This is a genomic window from Gemmatimonadota bacterium, from assembly GCA_009838645.1.
In the GTDB taxonomy this organism is placed as follows: Bacteria; JAAXHH01; JAAXHH01; order JAAXHH01; family JAAXHH01; genus JAAXHH01.
The window spans coordinates 58,251-73,015 of sequence record VXRC01000047.1 but is presented as its reverse complement, the minus strand read 5'-3'; the positions used below and the strand labels follow the sequence as shown (position 1 = coordinate 73,015).

The window sequence follows — 14,765 nt, the reverse complement described above, 5'->3', positions numbered from 1 at the left end:
ATATAATCCCCATATGAGCATATGTCTAACTTTCCACCAAGACACGGCGAAAGGCGCGATTTTCCTGAGAACCCAATCACTTGCGAATCCGATTGTGAGACCGCGCCGCTCGTGTTTAATTACACCTTAGAATAGGGGGTAAGCGAAATGTTATCCCATTTCTGCACCATACCAGAGGCCGTGGAAGAAGTGAGGGCAGGACGGGTGCTGATCGTCATCGATGACGAGAACCGCGAGAACGAAGGCGACTTCATGGTGGCCGCCGAAAAGGTCACGCCCGAAATCATCAACTTCATGTCGATGCACGGACGGGGGCTGATCTGTCTGCCCACCACGAAACAGCGGCTTGCAGAGCTGGACATACCCATCATGGTCGATGGGAAGACATCGACCGCGGACACGCCCTTCACGGTATCCGTGGATGCCGTAAACGGCGTGACGTCCGGCATATCCGCCCATGACCGGGCAAGAAGCGCCCGTTTGTTCGTGGATCCGGATACGGCGCCGGAGGACTTCGAACGGCCGGGACACCTCTTCCCGTTGCAGGCACGCGACGGCGGCGTGCTGGAACGAGACGGGCACACCGAGGCCACGGTCGACCTGATGCGACTGGCCGGTCTCTACCCGGCGGGGGTCCTGTGCGAGGTGCTGGACGAGGACGGCTCCATGGCCCGTCTTCCCCGGCTGGTCGAAATCGCCGACGAGCATCATCTGAAAATCGCAACCATCAAGGACCTCATCGAGTACCGCCTCGAAGAGGAACTCGTACTGGAATTCGCCTGCAGCGGTGGGTAAGGCGGCGGAACCCGGCAGAAACACGGCCGGAGCGAGGAGTACACGTACCGGCATCCTGCCGCCGGCCGCCTGCGGTCAAGCCCGACGCCTGGCCGGACAGACCACCCCGCATTCAACCGGGGGAAATCAGGCCAGGCGGACCGCGCGGGTCAGGCGATCCTGGCGCTCCAGGCGGGCCCGGAGACGGTCTTTCCGCGTCTTATTCATGTCCCAGTTACCCGACTATCTGCCGGAAGCCGTACTTCGGTTCAATGATCTCGCGCTCGACGCGCTGCCCGGCGCCGGGGACGCTTCCCTGGAGTCCGCCCACAGGTACTGCAGACGCCTCGCGCGGCGGCACTACGAGAATTTCATCGTCGTTTCCCCCTTTCTGCCCACCGCGCTCCGGCGGCACTTCTACCATGTCTACGCCTACTGCCGGTGGTCCGACGACCTCGCCGACGAAACCGGAGACACCGGCCTGTCCCTCGAACTGCTCGACTGGTGGGACGGCGAATTGCAGGCCTGTTACGAAAACGAATTCCGTCATCCGGTATTCATCGCACTCCGGGAAACGATCGACCGGTTCGATATACCGATTGCCCCGTTCCGTGACCTGCTGACCGCGTTCCGGCAGGACCAGGTCGTGACGCGTTACAGGACCTACGAGGACGTGCTCGAATACTGTCGCTACTCCGCCAATCCCGTGGGCCGTCTCGTGCTCTACCTGTGCGGCTACCGGGACAGGGAACGCCAGTTGCTGTCCGACGCCACGTGCACCGCGCTCCAACTGGCCAATTTCTGGCAGGACGTGCGGGTAGACCTGAAAAAGGGCCGGATCTACCTGCCCTTGGAGGATCTGGACCGGTACCAATACACCGAAGAGGACCTCGAAGCCGGGGTCGTCGACGAGCGATTCAGGGGACTGATGTCGTACCAGGTGAACCGGACGCGCAAGCTGTTCGACGAGGGACTCGGGCTGTGCGGGATGGTGGACGCGAGGGCCGGGCTGGACATCGAACTGTTCAACCGGTGCGGTTCCGCCCTGCTGGATCAGATCGAAAGACGGCGTTTCGACGTGCTGTCCCGCCGCCCCACCCTGTCATCCGCCCGGAAGGCCGGCCTTTTTCTGAAATACGCACTGAAACGACTATGGATTCGCTAGAACGTTCCTATGATTTCTGCCGCGCGGTCGCGAAGTCGAGGGCGAAGAACTTCTACTATTCCTTCCTCGTCCTGCCGGCCGAAAGAAGACGGGCCATTTGCGCGGTCTACGCCTTCATGCGCTACTGTGACGATATCGTCGACGAGGAGGCCGGGGAGGCCGGGACGGCGGACCGGCAATCCCGGCTTATGGCCTGCCGCGAGATCCTGGATAGCGCCTATGGCGAAGACGGCGCCTGTGACGGAGACGGCGCTTATGGCGGCACGCCAGCCGGAGACGGCGGCACGCCGGCCGGAGACGGCGAAACACCGGCTGACAGCGGCATGTTGCCGGCGTTCATCGATACGGTGCGGCGATTCGATATCCCCAGGGCGTACTTCGACGCCATTATCGACGGCGCGGAAATGGACCTTATCGTGACCCGTTACGCCACCTTCGAGGACCTGTACCAGTACTGCTACCGCGTGGCTTCCGCCGTGGGACTGGTGTGCATACGCATCTTCGGATACGAGGGCGAAGAGGCCGAGCGGTACGCCGAGTCCTGCGGCATCGCCTTCCAGCTGACCAATATACTCCGAGACATCCGGGAAGACGCCGGGATGGGGCGCGTCTACCTGCCGCAGGAGGACCTCGACGCCTTCGGGTACCCGGAAGAGAACCTGCGGGACGGACTTTTCAACGACCCGTTCCGGCGGCTGATGGGTTTCCAGGTCGAACGCGCCAGAAGCTATTACGATGCGGCACTGCCGCTCCTGCCGCTCGTTCAACCCTCGAGCCGGGCGTGCCTGGCGACGATGATCGGCATCTACAGGGCGTGTCTCGAAGAAATCCCCCGCCGCCAGTACGACGTCTATAGCCAGCGCATCGGCCTGTCCCCGTGGAAGAAACTCTCCATCACGGCCCGAGCGCTGATCCGAAAGCGCGTATGAGCCAGGTCATCGTCATCGGAGGAGGGCTGGCCGGACTGGCCGGCGCGGTCGCACTGGCCGATGCCGGCTTCCAGGTCGAGTTGTACGAGAGACGTCCGATCCTCGGAGGCCGCGCCACCTCCTTCATACATCCGTCGAGCGGCGAACGGGTAGACAACTGCCAGCACGTGCTCCTGGGATGCTGCGTCAACCTGCTCGACTTCTACGCGCGCCTCGGTGTCGCGAAACATATCGAATTCCACGAGGACATCCCGTTCATCGACGAGTCCAGCCGGGTCTCGGTCATCCGGCCCTCGGCGCTTCCCCCGCCCCTTCACCTGTTTCCATCGTTCCTGCGGCTGAAAACCATGGGCATCCGGGACAAGCTGTCGATCGTCCGAACCGTGGCCGGCATGATACGCCACGTTGCCAGACTACGAAGGAGCGGCGAACCATCAGAGGCGACCGCCTCGGCAGCGGCGTCCGTTTCGGCAGCGCCCGCTTCGGCAACGTCACGCGGTACCGAGCCTTCACCGGATTCCATGGCCGCCTGGCTCGAGGCCCACGGGGCAACGGATCGCGCCGTCGAGGCTTTTTGGAAACCCTTCCTGATCAGCGCGCTCAACGATGAACTGGTCGACATCGATGCCGACTACGGAATTGGTACGGCCGTCCGGGCCATGCTGCTCAATCGCAGCGGATACGAGGTGGGACTGCCCGCCGTTCCGCTGGGAGATCTTTACGCGCCTTGCATAGACTACATCGAGCAGCGGGGCGGCCGCGTCGTGTTCAACCGGGGCGTCACCGGCATTTCCGTACACGGCGGCAAGGTGGCTTCCATCTCGCTGCAGGACGGTTCGTCCGTCGAAGCCGGGGCCTACCTTTCGGCCCTGCCATTCGACGTCCTGCGCAAGCTGCTGCCACAGGGCCATGCCTCGGATCCCTACTTCGCGATACTGGACGGGCTGTCTGTCTCGCCCATCACGGCCGTGCACGTCTGGTTCGACCGGCCCGTGACGGAAATGGGCTACGCCGCGGTGATCGGCCGGAGGATACAGTGGATATTCAACCAGTCCAGCCGGCACGCCGGTGCCTTCTCCGCGGATAACGGCGGCGCCTATCTCGGCCTAGTGGTCAGCGCATCCGACGACTGGATGAAAACACCCCGGCAGGTCATCATCGATCAGGCCATGGAAGATCTCGAATCCCTCCTGCCCGCCGTGCGCCGGGCCAAACTGCTCAAGGCCATCGTCGTCAAGGAGGGCCGGGCCACGTTCGCACCCAGGCCCGGCTGCGACGCGCTGCGCCCCGGTCCATCCAGCCCATTTCCCAATTTCTCCATCGCCGGAGACTGGGTGCAGACCGGCTGGCCGGCGACCATGGAAAGCGCCGTGCGCAGCGGTTACCAGGCCGCCGAGGTCCTGCTGCGGACCCGGGGCGTACGGACGCCCATCCTGAAACCTGACCTGCCCGCGGAGGGGCTGATGAAGTGGGTTGCAGGCCTGCGGGGCTTCTGACCGCTTAGGGCGTCATTAACCGCCGATAAACAAAAAGCTCAGGTTATAGGGTAAGTGCTTGAAAACCCCGTGCCGTGGGTCGTTCGCAAGTTGCACAGGGACGCTCTTGAGTCCGCGGGGTGCGGGTCCGCCCAGGGACGTGGAATCGTACTGATTCAGTTCAAACTCGGCGTGCACCAGGCGTCTAGGGTCAAATCGTAACGGTATAGTGATTCACCACAACGGGATCTGTTGCCCGGTCACCATCCCGATGATGCTCTTCGAGATACAGCCTGATCGCGTCGGCCACCAGTTCATGAACCTCATCTTCGGTCTTCCCGGCAACCCCTATGCCCGGAAGCTCAGGTACGTAGGCGCTGTACGCTCCGGTGCCGAATTTCTCTACAATGATCAGGTACTCAGTCCGAGCCATCTTCAACTACGACAATGCCTCGTTTTGTAGGGTGCCGCATTACTCGATGACTCCCGCGACGACGGACCTCGATCCATCCGTCCGCACGCAGTCGTCTCATAAACTCCCGAACTTTCATTAAATCCAGATCTCTATGGACAGGAACCATTCACGGTCTCGATGTTGATATGTAGCACAAAACAACCATTAATCGCTTGCGAGGCTACAATTCTGTCCGCCTGCTGCCGGCCAACACGAACTTTACAGAGCGTCTGCCCCTGAGAATTCGGCATGTACGCTGTCTCCTGCAAGCATTACGACAGTCTGTTCGTTTTACGTGCCTGCCGCGACGTCATTATCCATGACGCCGACGATTGCGTTGTACCTCACGCTACGACACCTTGACCCTCCTTTTTACTTCCGTTATATTTCGAACAGTATTCATTCCGGTATCTGTCCGCTCCGTTTCCCATTAGTAAGGATCAATCCGAAAGAAGGATCCATATGCCCGCCAACCTGCTTGCGTGCCGAACGGCAAGCTACGGTAAGTACAGCGAATCCGCCTATGCCCATCTGCCCGCGATCGGCGTTCATCACGTGGAAATCGACGCACCCGCGCCGGACCAGGTCGCCGGGGTCAAGTCCAGGCTCGCAGATCACGGCCTTTCGGCCAGCAGCCTGCAGTGCCCGGTGGAGATCCAGTACGACGACGTGGACGCGCGGCTGACCCCGCACCTGGACGCCGCCGCGGCCCTGGGCGCTGGCGTGCTTTTCGTAAGCGTACAGGCCGGGGACCTGGAGAAGCGCGTGGTCTACGAGCGATTGCACCGTTGTGGCGCAAAGGCCGCCGGATACGGGATCACCATCGGCATGGAAACCCATCCCGACCTGATCACCAACGCGGCCGTCGCCATGGAGACCATGCGCGGCGTCGACCATCCCAACGTCCGCGTGAACTACGACACGGCCAACATCCACTACTACAACCGGGAGGTGGACCACGTCGACGAAATGGAAAAGGTCATCGACTACATCGGCAGCATGCATCTCAAGGATACCGACGGCCAATACAAGACCTGGTGCTTTCCCACTTTCGGCGAGGGCATCGTCGATTTCAAGACGGTATTCGACCGGTTGAACGCCCACGGGTTCCACGGACCGTTCACCATGGAGATCGAGGGCGTGGAAGGGGAATCGCTCAACGAAGAGGAGACCTGCCGGCGCGTTGCGGACTCGGTGGCGCACCTGCGGAGCGTCGGATGTGACGTGTAGGAAGCGGGGCGTCCATGCCTGAACAACAGCTCCGGATGATGCGCCCCGACCTGGAAGACCTGCCGGAAATCAGCGTGCCGGACGGGTATGCGCTGAGGACCTACCGGCCCGGCGACGAAGCCGCCTGGTGCGAGATCATGAACACGGGCATCGGGACGGACTGGACGGCGGAGAAATGCCGCAAAGAGTTGACGGATACGGAACCGTTCATGGCGGACGGGTGTTTCTTCGCAATGCGGACGGGGGAAGCCGGGGAAGCCGTGGCCACGGCCTGCGCCTATGACGTCCAGCCCGAGGGCATAAGCGCCGCGCAGGTTCACGCCGCGCAGGTACACATGGTATGCGCGAAACCGGCTCACCGCGGACGGGGACTGGGCCGCCTCGTTACCCTGGCCGTGCTCCATTACATGCGGGAGCGTGGCTACGCCGCCGCTTTTCTGGGTACGGACGATTTCCGCGTGCCGGCCGTCAGGACCTATCTCGGACTGGGGTTCATTCCCGACTATATCGAGGACAGCCACCGTTTGCGCTGGTCCTCCGTGTTCGCGGAAATCGGGGAACAACCGTCCTGAACCACGACGGGCTCTATCGTCCCGTGCCCGTGGCCGATCAGCATGACGCGAACGATCGCGAGTAAACCAAAACCTTCGACACGGACTTTTTCTATGCAGCGTATATCCAGCCGTATATCAAGCCGTATATTCAGCCGCACATTAAGCCGCGCAACGTACCTTGCGCATGTTTCGGCCTTGGCCGTCCTGGCCGTCCTGTTCAGCCTGGCGCGGCCGGCCCCGGCCAACGCGCAGGACGAGGAGGCTGTGGACGTGCCTCCCGTCGTCATCACCGGATTCGGCATCCTCGGCGGTTTCCCGTCGGGCGAGTTCGGTGAAAACGTCAAGAACCCGGGTATCGGCATATCGGGATACGTGGGCTACATGATCCCCCGGACGCCCGCCGTGGTCGGCCTGGACCTGGGCTATATGATCTACGGCCACGAGCGGCGCACCGAGCAGTTCAGCCTGACGATACCCGATGTCCTCGTCGGTGTGGTTACCGAGAACAACATCTTCTCGATGAACGCCTTTCTCCGTCTGCAGACCTATCCCGCCCCGCTGCGTTTCTACGTGGAAGGCGTCGTGGGTTTCCACTACCTTTTCACCAGCACGACGATCGAGGACCTCCCCCGGTTCAGCGGCGAGGATATCGCCAGTTCCACGAACCTCGATGACTTCGCCTTTACCAAGGGCGTGGGCGGCGGAGTCCTGATCGAAGTATGGAGCGGCGGCGAAGACCGGACGCCGCGGAACCGCTCCCTGCGGTCCGTTTCCCTGGAACTCAGGATGCGCTACCATGACGGTTCCGAAGCCGATTACCTGAAGCGGGGCGATATCGTCCGCAGGGCGGGTTCGGCCGAACTCAACATCACCAAGTCGACCACCGATCTCATTACGGCCCATTTCGGAGTCGCGATCGACTTCTAGCACAGGTCAAAACCACACTTCCGGAGGTTGAGGATGATCCAGGACGATTACGCAATCGAGAGCATACCGGAATCGGCGTGGCAGGTGTCCCGCCGATCATTCATGAAACGGCTGGCCGGCGGGATCGCCGCGGGCGGCGCCCTGGTTTACGGTACCTCCGCCTCCGCATCACCGAAGGTTGACGCGCCCCAGGATCTGGAGACGGCGGCCTCCGGCACGGATCCCGGCGGCGAGCGTTACTGGCACGCGGTCCGGAGCCAGTTCCTCCTCCGGGACAACCTGGCGCTGATGAACGCCGCGAATCTCTGCCCCTCGCCCTACCCGGTGATGGAATCGGTCTTCAAGTACACCCGTGACCTGGATTACGACGCGTCGTTTCACAATCGGACCAAGTACCGGCAGATCAGAGAAGACGCGCGCGGGAAGATGGCGCGTCTCCTGGGCGCCCACCCCGACGAGATCGCGCTCGTGCGGAACACGAGCGAGGCCAACAACGCCATCAGCACCGGTTACCATCTCGGGGCGGGCGACGAGGTGATGCTTTCCGACCTGAACCATCCCTCGAACAACCAGGCGTGGCAGGTCAAGGCCAGGCGGTTCGGCTTCAAGATCAACTACGTGTCGGTCCCCGTGATTCCCGGCGGCGAAGACGAAATCATCGATGCCTTTAATCGGGCGTACACCCCGGCGACGAAGGTCATGTCCTTCACGCACGTCTCCAACACCACCGGGCTGACCATGCCGGCCAAAGAACTATGCGCGGCGGCGCGGTCCCGCGGCGTGTTCTCCCTGGTCGACGGCGCCCAGAGTTTCGGCGCCCTGGAGATCGACCTCGCCGACATGGGCTGCGACGCCTACTCCGGCAGCGCGCACAAGTGGTTCATGGGCCCCAAAGAGGTCGGCGTGCTCTACGTTCGCAAGGACAGCCAGGACGCCGTGTGGCCGGCCATCGTGAGCGCGGGCTGGCGGGATGAAGTGGAGGAAAGCGCGCGCAAGTACGAGGTCCTCGGGCAGCGGGACGACGCGGCGCTGACGGCCACGGGACGGGGCGTCGAGTTCCACGAGAAGATCGGGCCCGCCCGGGTGGAGGCCCGCATGCGCCAGGTGGCCACGGCCATCAAGGAAGGGCTGTCCGGCCTGCCGGGCATCGAGCTTAGAACGTCCATGGAACCCGCGCTTTCGGCCGGCGTCGTCATCTTCAAGCCGGGCGAACTCGATCCGCGCAAGGTCTTCGACAAGCTCTATACGACGTACCATATCGCCGGTGCGGGCATGGGACCCAACGTCCGGCTTTCTCCCCACATTTACAATACCCTCGACGAGGCGGACCGCGCCGTTACCGCGGTCGCGGAGATGCTGAGGGACGGGGTCTGAGCCTACCCGCCGGTGCAGGCCCACCGCCTGACGGGCCCATGTCAAAACGAAGCGCCGCCGTCATACTCTATGCCGCGCTGCTCATCGCGAGCGTGCTGCAGGTCTTCCAGTCGATCGTCATCGCCCATTTCTTCGACCCGGAATACCTGGCGCCCTACCGCTACGGCATTCTGGCGGCCGGAATCGCCTACCTGTTCGCCGCCGGACTGATCGAGAGCGTCTTCTTCTTCATATCGGGCAAATACGGCCCGGACGCCCGCAGGTACGTGGGGAACACCCTGGCCAGTTGCTCGCTGATCTTCCTGGTTCTCATCCTGCTCTTCGAAGGCGTGATCGACCCCTATGTGCTCATCCACACGGAACTGGGTCCCTATCTCCGGGAGATCGGCGCCTATCTCCTGATCGCCCTGTTCCTCTTCGTCAACATGACCGCCCACAACGCCCTGGTCGGAAGCGGTCACACGGCCGCCGCCAGCGGCCTGCGCGTGTTTCAGTACCTCCTGCGCATCCTGGCCATCGCCGGTGCGCTGTTCTCGGGCCTGATCGCGGCCATCTACCCGCTCATCCTGCTGATCGTCGTCCTGGAAGGGATCCAGTCCCTGCTATACGGAATCGTCCTGCACAACAGGAAGCTGCTGTCCTTCCGGCTGCGGGGCATCGAGACCCGGGCCCAGTACCGCTACGCCTTCGGGCTGGGCGTCGCGGGATTCATCCCCTTCATCAACGGGAGCCTGGACAAAATCATGATCAGCGCTTTCCTGGGCGCCTCCAGCTTCGCGATCTACAGCGTTTCGGCCATCGAACTGCCCATTGCCGGCATCCTGATGAGCGTGTTCGGTTCGGTGTTCTTTTCCACCTACGTGGGTTACGCCGAAAACGGTGATCATCCGTCCATGGCCGCCCTATGGCGCAAGTGCTCCAGGTACGGCATGATCGCCATCGTCCCCGCGGGGATCTTCGTCTTTCTCTTCTCCGACGTGCTGTACCGGCTCATCCTCCCGGACGCCTACTTCGAGGGCCACCGGGTCCTGGGCATCTACGCCCTGCTCCTCCTGCTCCGCTTCAACAGCCCGGACGTGCTCGCCCGGGCCCTCGACCGGAACGCGATCATCGTCCAGGCCGCGGCCGCCATGCTGATCGTCAACGTCGCGGGCAACCTGGTGTTCATCAAAGCCTTCGGCCTGTGGGGCGCGGCCCTGGCCACCCTGTGCGGGACCGCCGCCGGATGGATCTACTACCTGGCCCGCTACGCCCGGCTGCTGAAGCAACCCGTAAGCGCGCTCCTCCCCTGGAAACCGTATGTCATGCTCATCGTCCTTTCGTCGGTCTTCTTCGGCGCGGCGCGTTGGACCCTCGATCGGGTCGAGGTCGGCGGCGCCCTGGTCACACTGGGCGGCGCCCTGGTCATCCTGGGCGCCGCCGCCTATCTCTTCTACGCGTTTTCCCTGCTGGAGAAACCGGAGAAGGCGTACGTTCGGGGCCTGGTGAGGAAGATGGGCGTTCCGCTCCGATCAACGGAATGAACCTTAAATATGAATCCTTCCGAACCCCACGTCACCATCGTCATACTCAACTGGAACCGGGAAGCGGATACCCTGGAGTGCCTGGATTCCCTGGCGCGAATGAACTACCCTTCCTTCTCGATCGTGGTCGTGGATAATGGTTCGACCGACGGCTCGCCCGAGGCCATCGAGCGGTGGGGACGTGAACACCTGCCTTTGACGCTGATCCGCAACGCGGAAAACAGGGGATTCGTCCGCGGCAGCAACCAGGGGATGCGCCATGCTCTATCAACAGACACCGACTACGTGTTCCTGTTGAACAACGACACGGTCGTGGAACCCGACGCGCTTTCGTTGCTTGTCGCAACCGCGGAACGCTCCGGCGAACGCTCCGGCGAACGCTCCGGCGATACCGGCATGGCCGGGCCGAAGATTCTCCAGTACGGAAAGGACGGTGTTCTCGACTCGGCCGGTACCCGCACCATCCCGTGGCTGGCCCAGGGATTCCTGATCGGACATGGCGAAGAGGACCGTGGCCAGTACGATCATCGCGGCGAAATGCCCTATGTTACGGGAACGGCGCTTCTCGTAAAACGCGCCGTCCTGGAAGAGGTCGGACTGATGGACGAGGACTATTTCTGTTATTTCGAAGACTTCGACTGGGGACTGAAGGCGCGGAAAGCCGGTTACAGGCTGCTTTTGGTGTCAGAGGCCGTTGTCCACCACAAGGGGTCGCAAACGGCCGGTTTCAATAGTCCGTTCTATATGCATCATATGGTACGAAGCCGGATACTCTTCGCGAGAAAAAACGTGCCGCTTCTGCTGTATCTGTTTGCGTTCCTGCCCTATCTTTTTCTGTATCGCTATCTTCGGCCGGCCCTTCCCCTGCTCGTGCATCGGAAATGGTCCCGTCTTCAATCGCTTCATCGTGGAATACATGAAGGATTCAAGATCCCGGTCAACTGAAGGATGAAAACCTGCTTTATGAATGATTACACACAGAAAACCCGGGACTGGCTCGACGTTAGATTCAGGCAGACCGATAGTCAGGGCGTCTATTTTGCCCATCAGCCAATCTATGGCTTCCGCATGGGGCATTGTGAAAAAAGCCTGCTGCATCGATATATAATTACATATCACATTATGCATATGCTGTCTCACTTTACCTTCGAAAGCCTCATTGATGTGGGCGGCGCGGAAGGCTATAAAGGCGCGATGGTACGACATCTTTTTGGCGCAGGCGTAAAAAGTTGCGATTTGTCTCAAGAAGCATGCGATCGAGCGGATGAGATATACAATGTAGATTCTCAAGCCATAGACGTTCAGGACCTGCCTTTTGAGACAGATTCCTTTGACATCGTGTTGTGTAGTGAAGTGCTGGAACACGTTCAGGATTTCGAAACGGCCGTGGAGCAATTGGTTCGTGTAAGTAGAAAAGCGGTGATCATTACGCTCCCTCATGAGTCCCAAAAACATGTAGAGAAACATCGCACCCAACCACATGCCCATTTACGATCATTTAGCTTAAGTTCACTTGATTACCTTGAGTCTCGCGGGTTTGATATTACCCGAACAAAAATGAACAACCCGTTTTTAAAGCCTTTGGGGTTAATTGTAGAAGCGATGCCACGTAACCATAGTCGTTTCAAGCCTTTGTGGAATCTTTACAACCGCTCATTGCCTTTGTTACGAGTCCTGTTTGGGCAACGTTCGATGGAGTTCCTGATCCACCTGGATAGCTTTGCCAGTCGCGTTATGTCCTACAATAGTATGATGTTTGTAATCTTTAAGGACACGACCGCATACTCCACACGACCACTAAAGCAAATAAGAAGCAGGCACATAGTAGACTTTGCGGTGCCGTACCATTACCTTCGTAACCATTCGTAACACATATACCACCGATAGAGCATCGTGATGGCGAAACGCAAATCCACTGCTACAACTTCAGGGCAGCGTAGAACGAGCGTGACCACCGGTCGGCCAGGAAGCCCGAAAGCCCGAAAGCTCCAACCTTATCTAGGGAATCTCCTGCTGTGCCTGATCATCGCGGCGCTTGCCGTCTTCGTGTATCGCGGCTACATCCTCGAGGGGAAGGTGGACATCCGGCCCGATTTCATCGGACAGGCCATACCATTTGACCGTTTCGCGCAGGATTTCGAAGAAGCGTTCGACGAAACGCCGCTCTGGTACCCCCACATCTTCGGCGGCATGCCCTTCCAGGCCAGCGGCACATATCACCATCTGCAGTACAGTTTCGAAGCCCTGGTCAACGCCGTCCTGCCGGACCGGCTCATCGACGCGCTGCACGGACGATTCTTCTTCCACCTGCTTCTCGGCGCAGTGTCCATGTTCTTTCTTGCGCGCGCTTTGTCGCTCTCCGGGCCGGCATCTTTCGTCGCGGCGACGGCCTTCGTCTTTTCCACCCACATGATGGCCACTGAACATGCCAACCGGTTCATCTGCTTCATGCACGTACCGCTGGTATTCCTGGCCGCGTACCGCGTCTTTGACCGCGGACGGCCCTTCGACATGTTGTTGCTCGGTGCGGCCCTGGGCTCTCAGCTGAGTTCCTTCCATCCGCAGATTGCCTTCTACACGGCCATGTTAATCGGCCTGTACGCCGTTTACGCGGTGGTGAACGACCTGCGAGACAAAACGTCCGCAGGCCGTATAGTCAGGAAATCCGCGCTGTTTGCCGGCGGCGTCGTACTGGCCGTTGCCGTCGCGGCCGTGCTGGTCTTGCCCATGCAGGAATACGCGCAGCACTCCGCCCGCGGCCTTTCCGTGGGGGGCAGCGATGTGAACGTGCCCTTCGCCACGAGCTGGTCGTTCCCGCCGGTTGAAATCCTGACCTTCATCATCCCATCCTTTGCCGGTTTCGGCGGTCCCCTTTACTGGGGCGACATGCCGTTTACCGATTTCCCGAACTACCTGGGCATCGTCGTCGTGGTCCTGGCCGTGGCGGGCATCGTGCTGAACAGATCGCGCATGACCCTGTTCCTGGTCATCGCGGCGGTCCTGGCCCTCCTGGTGTCCTTTGGACGGCACCTGCCGCCCGTATCCTACGTCATGCTCCATTTCGTACCCTTCTTCGGCAAGTTCCGCGCGCCCGTCATGATCCTTGTCCTGTCGCAGTTCGCCGTAGCGCTCCTCGCCGGTTACGGCGTGCATGCACTGCTCGAGCGTATGCGGGCAGGCAAAGACACGCTTGGGAGTTTCGCGAAAAGGCTGTGTGTCGTCGCGGGTGGGGCACTGCTGCTCGTCCTGGCGCTGACCGTGTTCGAATCCTCCTTCCAGTCCTTCATGACTGGCGTCTACACAGAGGCCGACGCAGCGCACGGGGCACGCAGCGCCATGGTGACCAACGCCGATTACCATGCCGGAGTCAATGCAATGCGTTTCTATCGGCTCATGGGCGACTTGTGGATCATGGTGCTTTTGCTTTGCGCGGCGTCCGCATTGATCTATGCCACCCGCAAGACGAGTCCCAGGCTGTTGGCCGCGGGGTTGGGCGCCCTGGTCGTCGTCGATCTTTTGCTCGTAGCCTCTCGGGTCGTGAACCCCGAGGATGATCCCGCGCGGATCGAAGCCTACTATGCCGCACGGGAAACCGAAGTCGTGAAGGCACTGAAAGACGATCCCGGCCCCTATCGCATCCTGCCGCTCTCCGAATTCTCTTCGAATGAGTTCGGCTACTTCGGCATCTCCAGCATCGGAGGCTACCACGCGGCGAAACTGGGGGTCTACCAGGAACTCATGGACGAGGTCGGGTTCAGTTCTTTTCCGGTGCTGAACATGCTGAATACCAGGTACCTGGTTTCCCGGCAACCCCTTCAGGCCGAAGGACTTACTTCCTTGGTCGAGTCCGAAGGCAGTTACCTCTACCGGAACGAGACCGCACTGCCGAGGGCCTTCCTGGTGGACAGCGTGCGCGTCATCGCCGAGAAGGACGCCATCTTCGAAGCGATGAGAGATCCCGGGTTCCGTCCCGGCGAATACGCGATACTGGAAAATGCCGTCGGGGACCAACTCGGTCCGCTGGGTAATTCATCGGTGGAGATCACGCTTCACACGCCGCACCGCATCGAGATGACCGTGGATGCGGCCGCGCGTTGTCTGCTGGTATTGAGCGAGATCTACTATCCAGCCGGGTGGCGGGCCACAATGGACGGTCATCCTGCCGAAATACTCCAAACCAACTACGTGCTTCGCTCCGTGGCCGTCCCGGAGGGGCGCCACGAGGTGGTCATGACGTTCGAACCGGCGAGCTTCACGGCGGGCCACCTGGTGAGCCGGATCGCCAGCGCGCTGGTGCTGGCCGGGTTGATCGCCGCGGGTGCCATGCGCATCAGAAAAAACCTGAAGAACCGGGCCTGAA

14 protein-coding genes are annotated in these 14,765 nt (G+C 61.0%); 12 read left to right on the top strand and 2 right to left on the bottom strand.

What is annotated here, in order from left to right; genetic code table 11:
• Window positions 1-147 precede the first annotated feature (147 nt).
• The 4 genes from ribB to F4Y38_13320 all read left to right on the top strand — a co-directional run bounded on the left by ribB (window position 148) and on the right by F4Y38_13320 (window position 4,364).
• Window positions 148-795, top strand: a complete 648-nt coding sequence (gene ribB / locus F4Y38_13335; protein MXY50265.1) for a 3,4-dihydroxy-2-butanone-4-phosphate synthase — start codon at window positions 148-150, stop codon at window positions 793-795.
• A 205-nt stretch (window positions 796-1,000) separates the two neighbouring features.
• Window positions 1,001-1,939 carry a squalene synthase HpnC gene (gene hpnC, locus F4Y38_13330; GenBank protein ID MXY50264.1) on the top strand — a complete coding sequence of 313 codons (939 nt, stop codon included), beginning with the start codon at window positions 1,001-1,003 and terminating at the stop codon, window positions 1,937-1,939.
• A complete protein-coding gene (locus F4Y38_13325; GenBank protein ID MXY50263.1) occupies window positions 1,927-2,868 on the top strand; it encodes a phytoene/squalene synthase family protein in 942 nt (313 codons plus the stop codon). The genes hpnC and F4Y38_13325 overlap by 13 nt, the downstream gene beginning before the upstream one ends.
• A complete protein-coding gene (locus F4Y38_13320; GenBank protein MXY50262.1) occupies window positions 2,865-4,364 on the top strand; it encodes an FAD-dependent oxidoreductase in 1,500 nt (499 codons plus the stop codon). The genes F4Y38_13325 and F4Y38_13320 overlap by 4 nt, the downstream gene beginning before the upstream one ends.
• Before the next feature lie 190 nt (window positions 4,365-4,554).
• Here the strand turns inward: F4Y38_13320 and F4Y38_13315 are convergent, their stop codons facing one another.
• Both F4Y38_13315 and F4Y38_13310 read right to left on the bottom strand, forming a co-directional pair.
• Window positions 4,555-4,752, bottom strand: a complete 198-nt coding sequence (locus F4Y38_13315) for a type II toxin-antitoxin system HicB family antitoxin (protein ID MXY50261.1) — start codon at window positions 4,750-4,752, stop codon at window positions 4,555-4,557.
• Window positions 4,753-4,762: 10 nt separating this feature from the next.
• A complete protein-coding gene (locus tag F4Y38_13310; protein MXY50260.1) occupies window positions 4,763-4,894 on the bottom strand; it encodes a type II toxin-antitoxin system HicA family toxin in 132 nt (43 codons plus the stop codon).
• 365 nt (window positions 4,895-5,259) lie between these two features.
• Here F4Y38_13310 and F4Y38_13305 point away from each other — a divergent pair, with 365 nt between their 5' ends.
• The 8 genes from F4Y38_13305 to F4Y38_13270 all read left to right on the top strand — a co-directional run bounded on the left by F4Y38_13305 (window position 5,260) and on the right by F4Y38_13270 (window position 14,764).
• Window positions 5,260-6,027: a sugar phosphate isomerase/epimerase gene (locus tag F4Y38_13305; GenBank protein MXY50259.1), complete on the top strand. Its 768-nt coding sequence runs from the start codon at window positions 5,260-5,262 to the stop codon at window positions 6,025-6,027.
• Between the two features lie 14 nt (window positions 6,028-6,041).
• Window positions 6,042-6,599, top strand: a complete 558-nt coding sequence (locus F4Y38_13300; GenBank protein ID MXY50258.1) for a GNAT family N-acetyltransferase — start codon at window positions 6,042-6,044, stop codon at window positions 6,597-6,599.
• 177 nt (window positions 6,600-6,776) lie between these two features.
• On the top strand, window positions 6,777-7,508 hold the full coding sequence (locus F4Y38_13295) for a hypothetical protein (protein MXY50257.1): 732 nt from the start codon (window positions 6,777-6,779) through the stop codon (window positions 7,506-7,508).
• Between the two features lie 33 nt (window positions 7,509-7,541).
• On the top strand, window positions 7,542-8,882 hold the full coding sequence (locus F4Y38_13290) for an aminotransferase class V-fold PLP-dependent enzyme (GenBank protein ID MXY50256.1): 1,341 nt from the start codon (window positions 7,542-7,544) through the stop codon (window positions 8,880-8,882).
• A gap of 38 nt (window positions 8,883-8,920) precedes the next feature.
• Window positions 8,921-10,405 carry a polysaccharide biosynthesis protein gene (locus F4Y38_13285; GenBank protein MXY50255.1) on the top strand — a complete coding sequence of 495 codons (1,485 nt, stop codon included), beginning with the start codon at window positions 8,921-8,923 and terminating at the stop codon, window positions 10,403-10,405.
• A gap of 9 nt (window positions 10,406-10,414) precedes the next feature.
• Window positions 10,415-11,350 (top strand): glycosyltransferase family 2 protein, encoded by a 936-nt coding sequence (locus F4Y38_13280; GenBank protein ID MXY50254.1) that lies wholly within the window; start codon window positions 10,415-10,417, stop codon window positions 11,348-11,350.
• Between the two features lie 3 nt (window positions 11,351-11,353).
• A complete protein-coding gene (locus F4Y38_13275) occupies window positions 11,354-12,274 on the top strand; it encodes a class I SAM-dependent methyltransferase (GenBank protein MXY50253.1) in 921 nt (306 codons plus the stop codon).
• A 27-nt stretch (window positions 12,275-12,301) separates the two neighbouring features.
• Entirely contained in the window at window positions 12,302-14,764 is a 2,463-nt protein-coding gene (locus tag F4Y38_13270; protein MXY50252.1) for a YfhO family protein, read from the top strand.
• Window position 14,765 lies beyond the last annotated feature (1 nt).

What these genes read in the sequence shown, in the direction of transcription:
- ribB (MXY50265.1), top strand. Translation starts at nt 148, where the DNA reads ATGTTATCCCATTTCTGCACCATACCAGAGGCCGTGGAAGAAGTGAGG.
- hpnC (MXY50264.1), top strand. Translation starts at nt 1,001, where the DNA reads ATGTCCCAGTTACCCGACTATCTGCCGGAAGCCGTACTTCGGTTCAAT.
- F4Y38_13325 (MXY50263.1), top strand. Translation starts at nt 1,927, where the DNA reads ATGGATTCGCTAGAACGTTCCTATGATTTCTGCCGCGCGGTCGCGAAG.
- F4Y38_13320 (MXY50262.1), top strand. Translation starts at nt 2,865, where the DNA reads ATGAGCCAGGTCATCGTCATCGGAGGAGGGCTGGCCGGACTGGCCGGC.
- F4Y38_13310 (MXY50260.1), bottom strand. Translation starts at nt 4,894, where the DNA reads ATGAAAGTTCGGGAGTTTATGAGACGACTGCGTGCGGACGGATGGATC.
- F4Y38_13305 (MXY50259.1), top strand. Translation starts at nt 5,260, where the DNA reads ATGCCCGCCAACCTGCTTGCGTGCCGAACGGCAAGCTACGGTAAGTAC.
- F4Y38_13300 (MXY50258.1), top strand. Translation starts at nt 6,042, where the DNA reads ATGCCTGAACAACAGCTCCGGATGATGCGCCCCGACCTGGAAGACCTG.
- F4Y38_13290 (MXY50256.1), top strand. Translation starts at nt 7,542, where the DNA reads ATGATCCAGGACGATTACGCAATCGAGAGCATACCGGAATCGGCGTGG.
- F4Y38_13285 (MXY50255.1), top strand. Translation starts at nt 8,921, where the DNA reads ATGTCAAAACGAAGCGCCGCCGTCATACTCTATGCCGCGCTGCTCATC.
- F4Y38_13280 (MXY50254.1), top strand. Translation starts at nt 10,415, where the DNA reads ATGAATCCTTCCGAACCCCACGTCACCATCGTCATACTCAACTGGAAC.
- F4Y38_13275 (MXY50253.1), top strand. Translation starts at nt 11,354, where the DNA reads ATGAAAACCTGCTTTATGAATGATTACACACAGAAAACCCGGGACTGG.
- F4Y38_13270 (MXY50252.1), top strand. Translation starts at nt 12,302, where the DNA reads ATGGCGAAACGCAAATCCACTGCTACAACTTCAGGGCAGCGTAGAACG.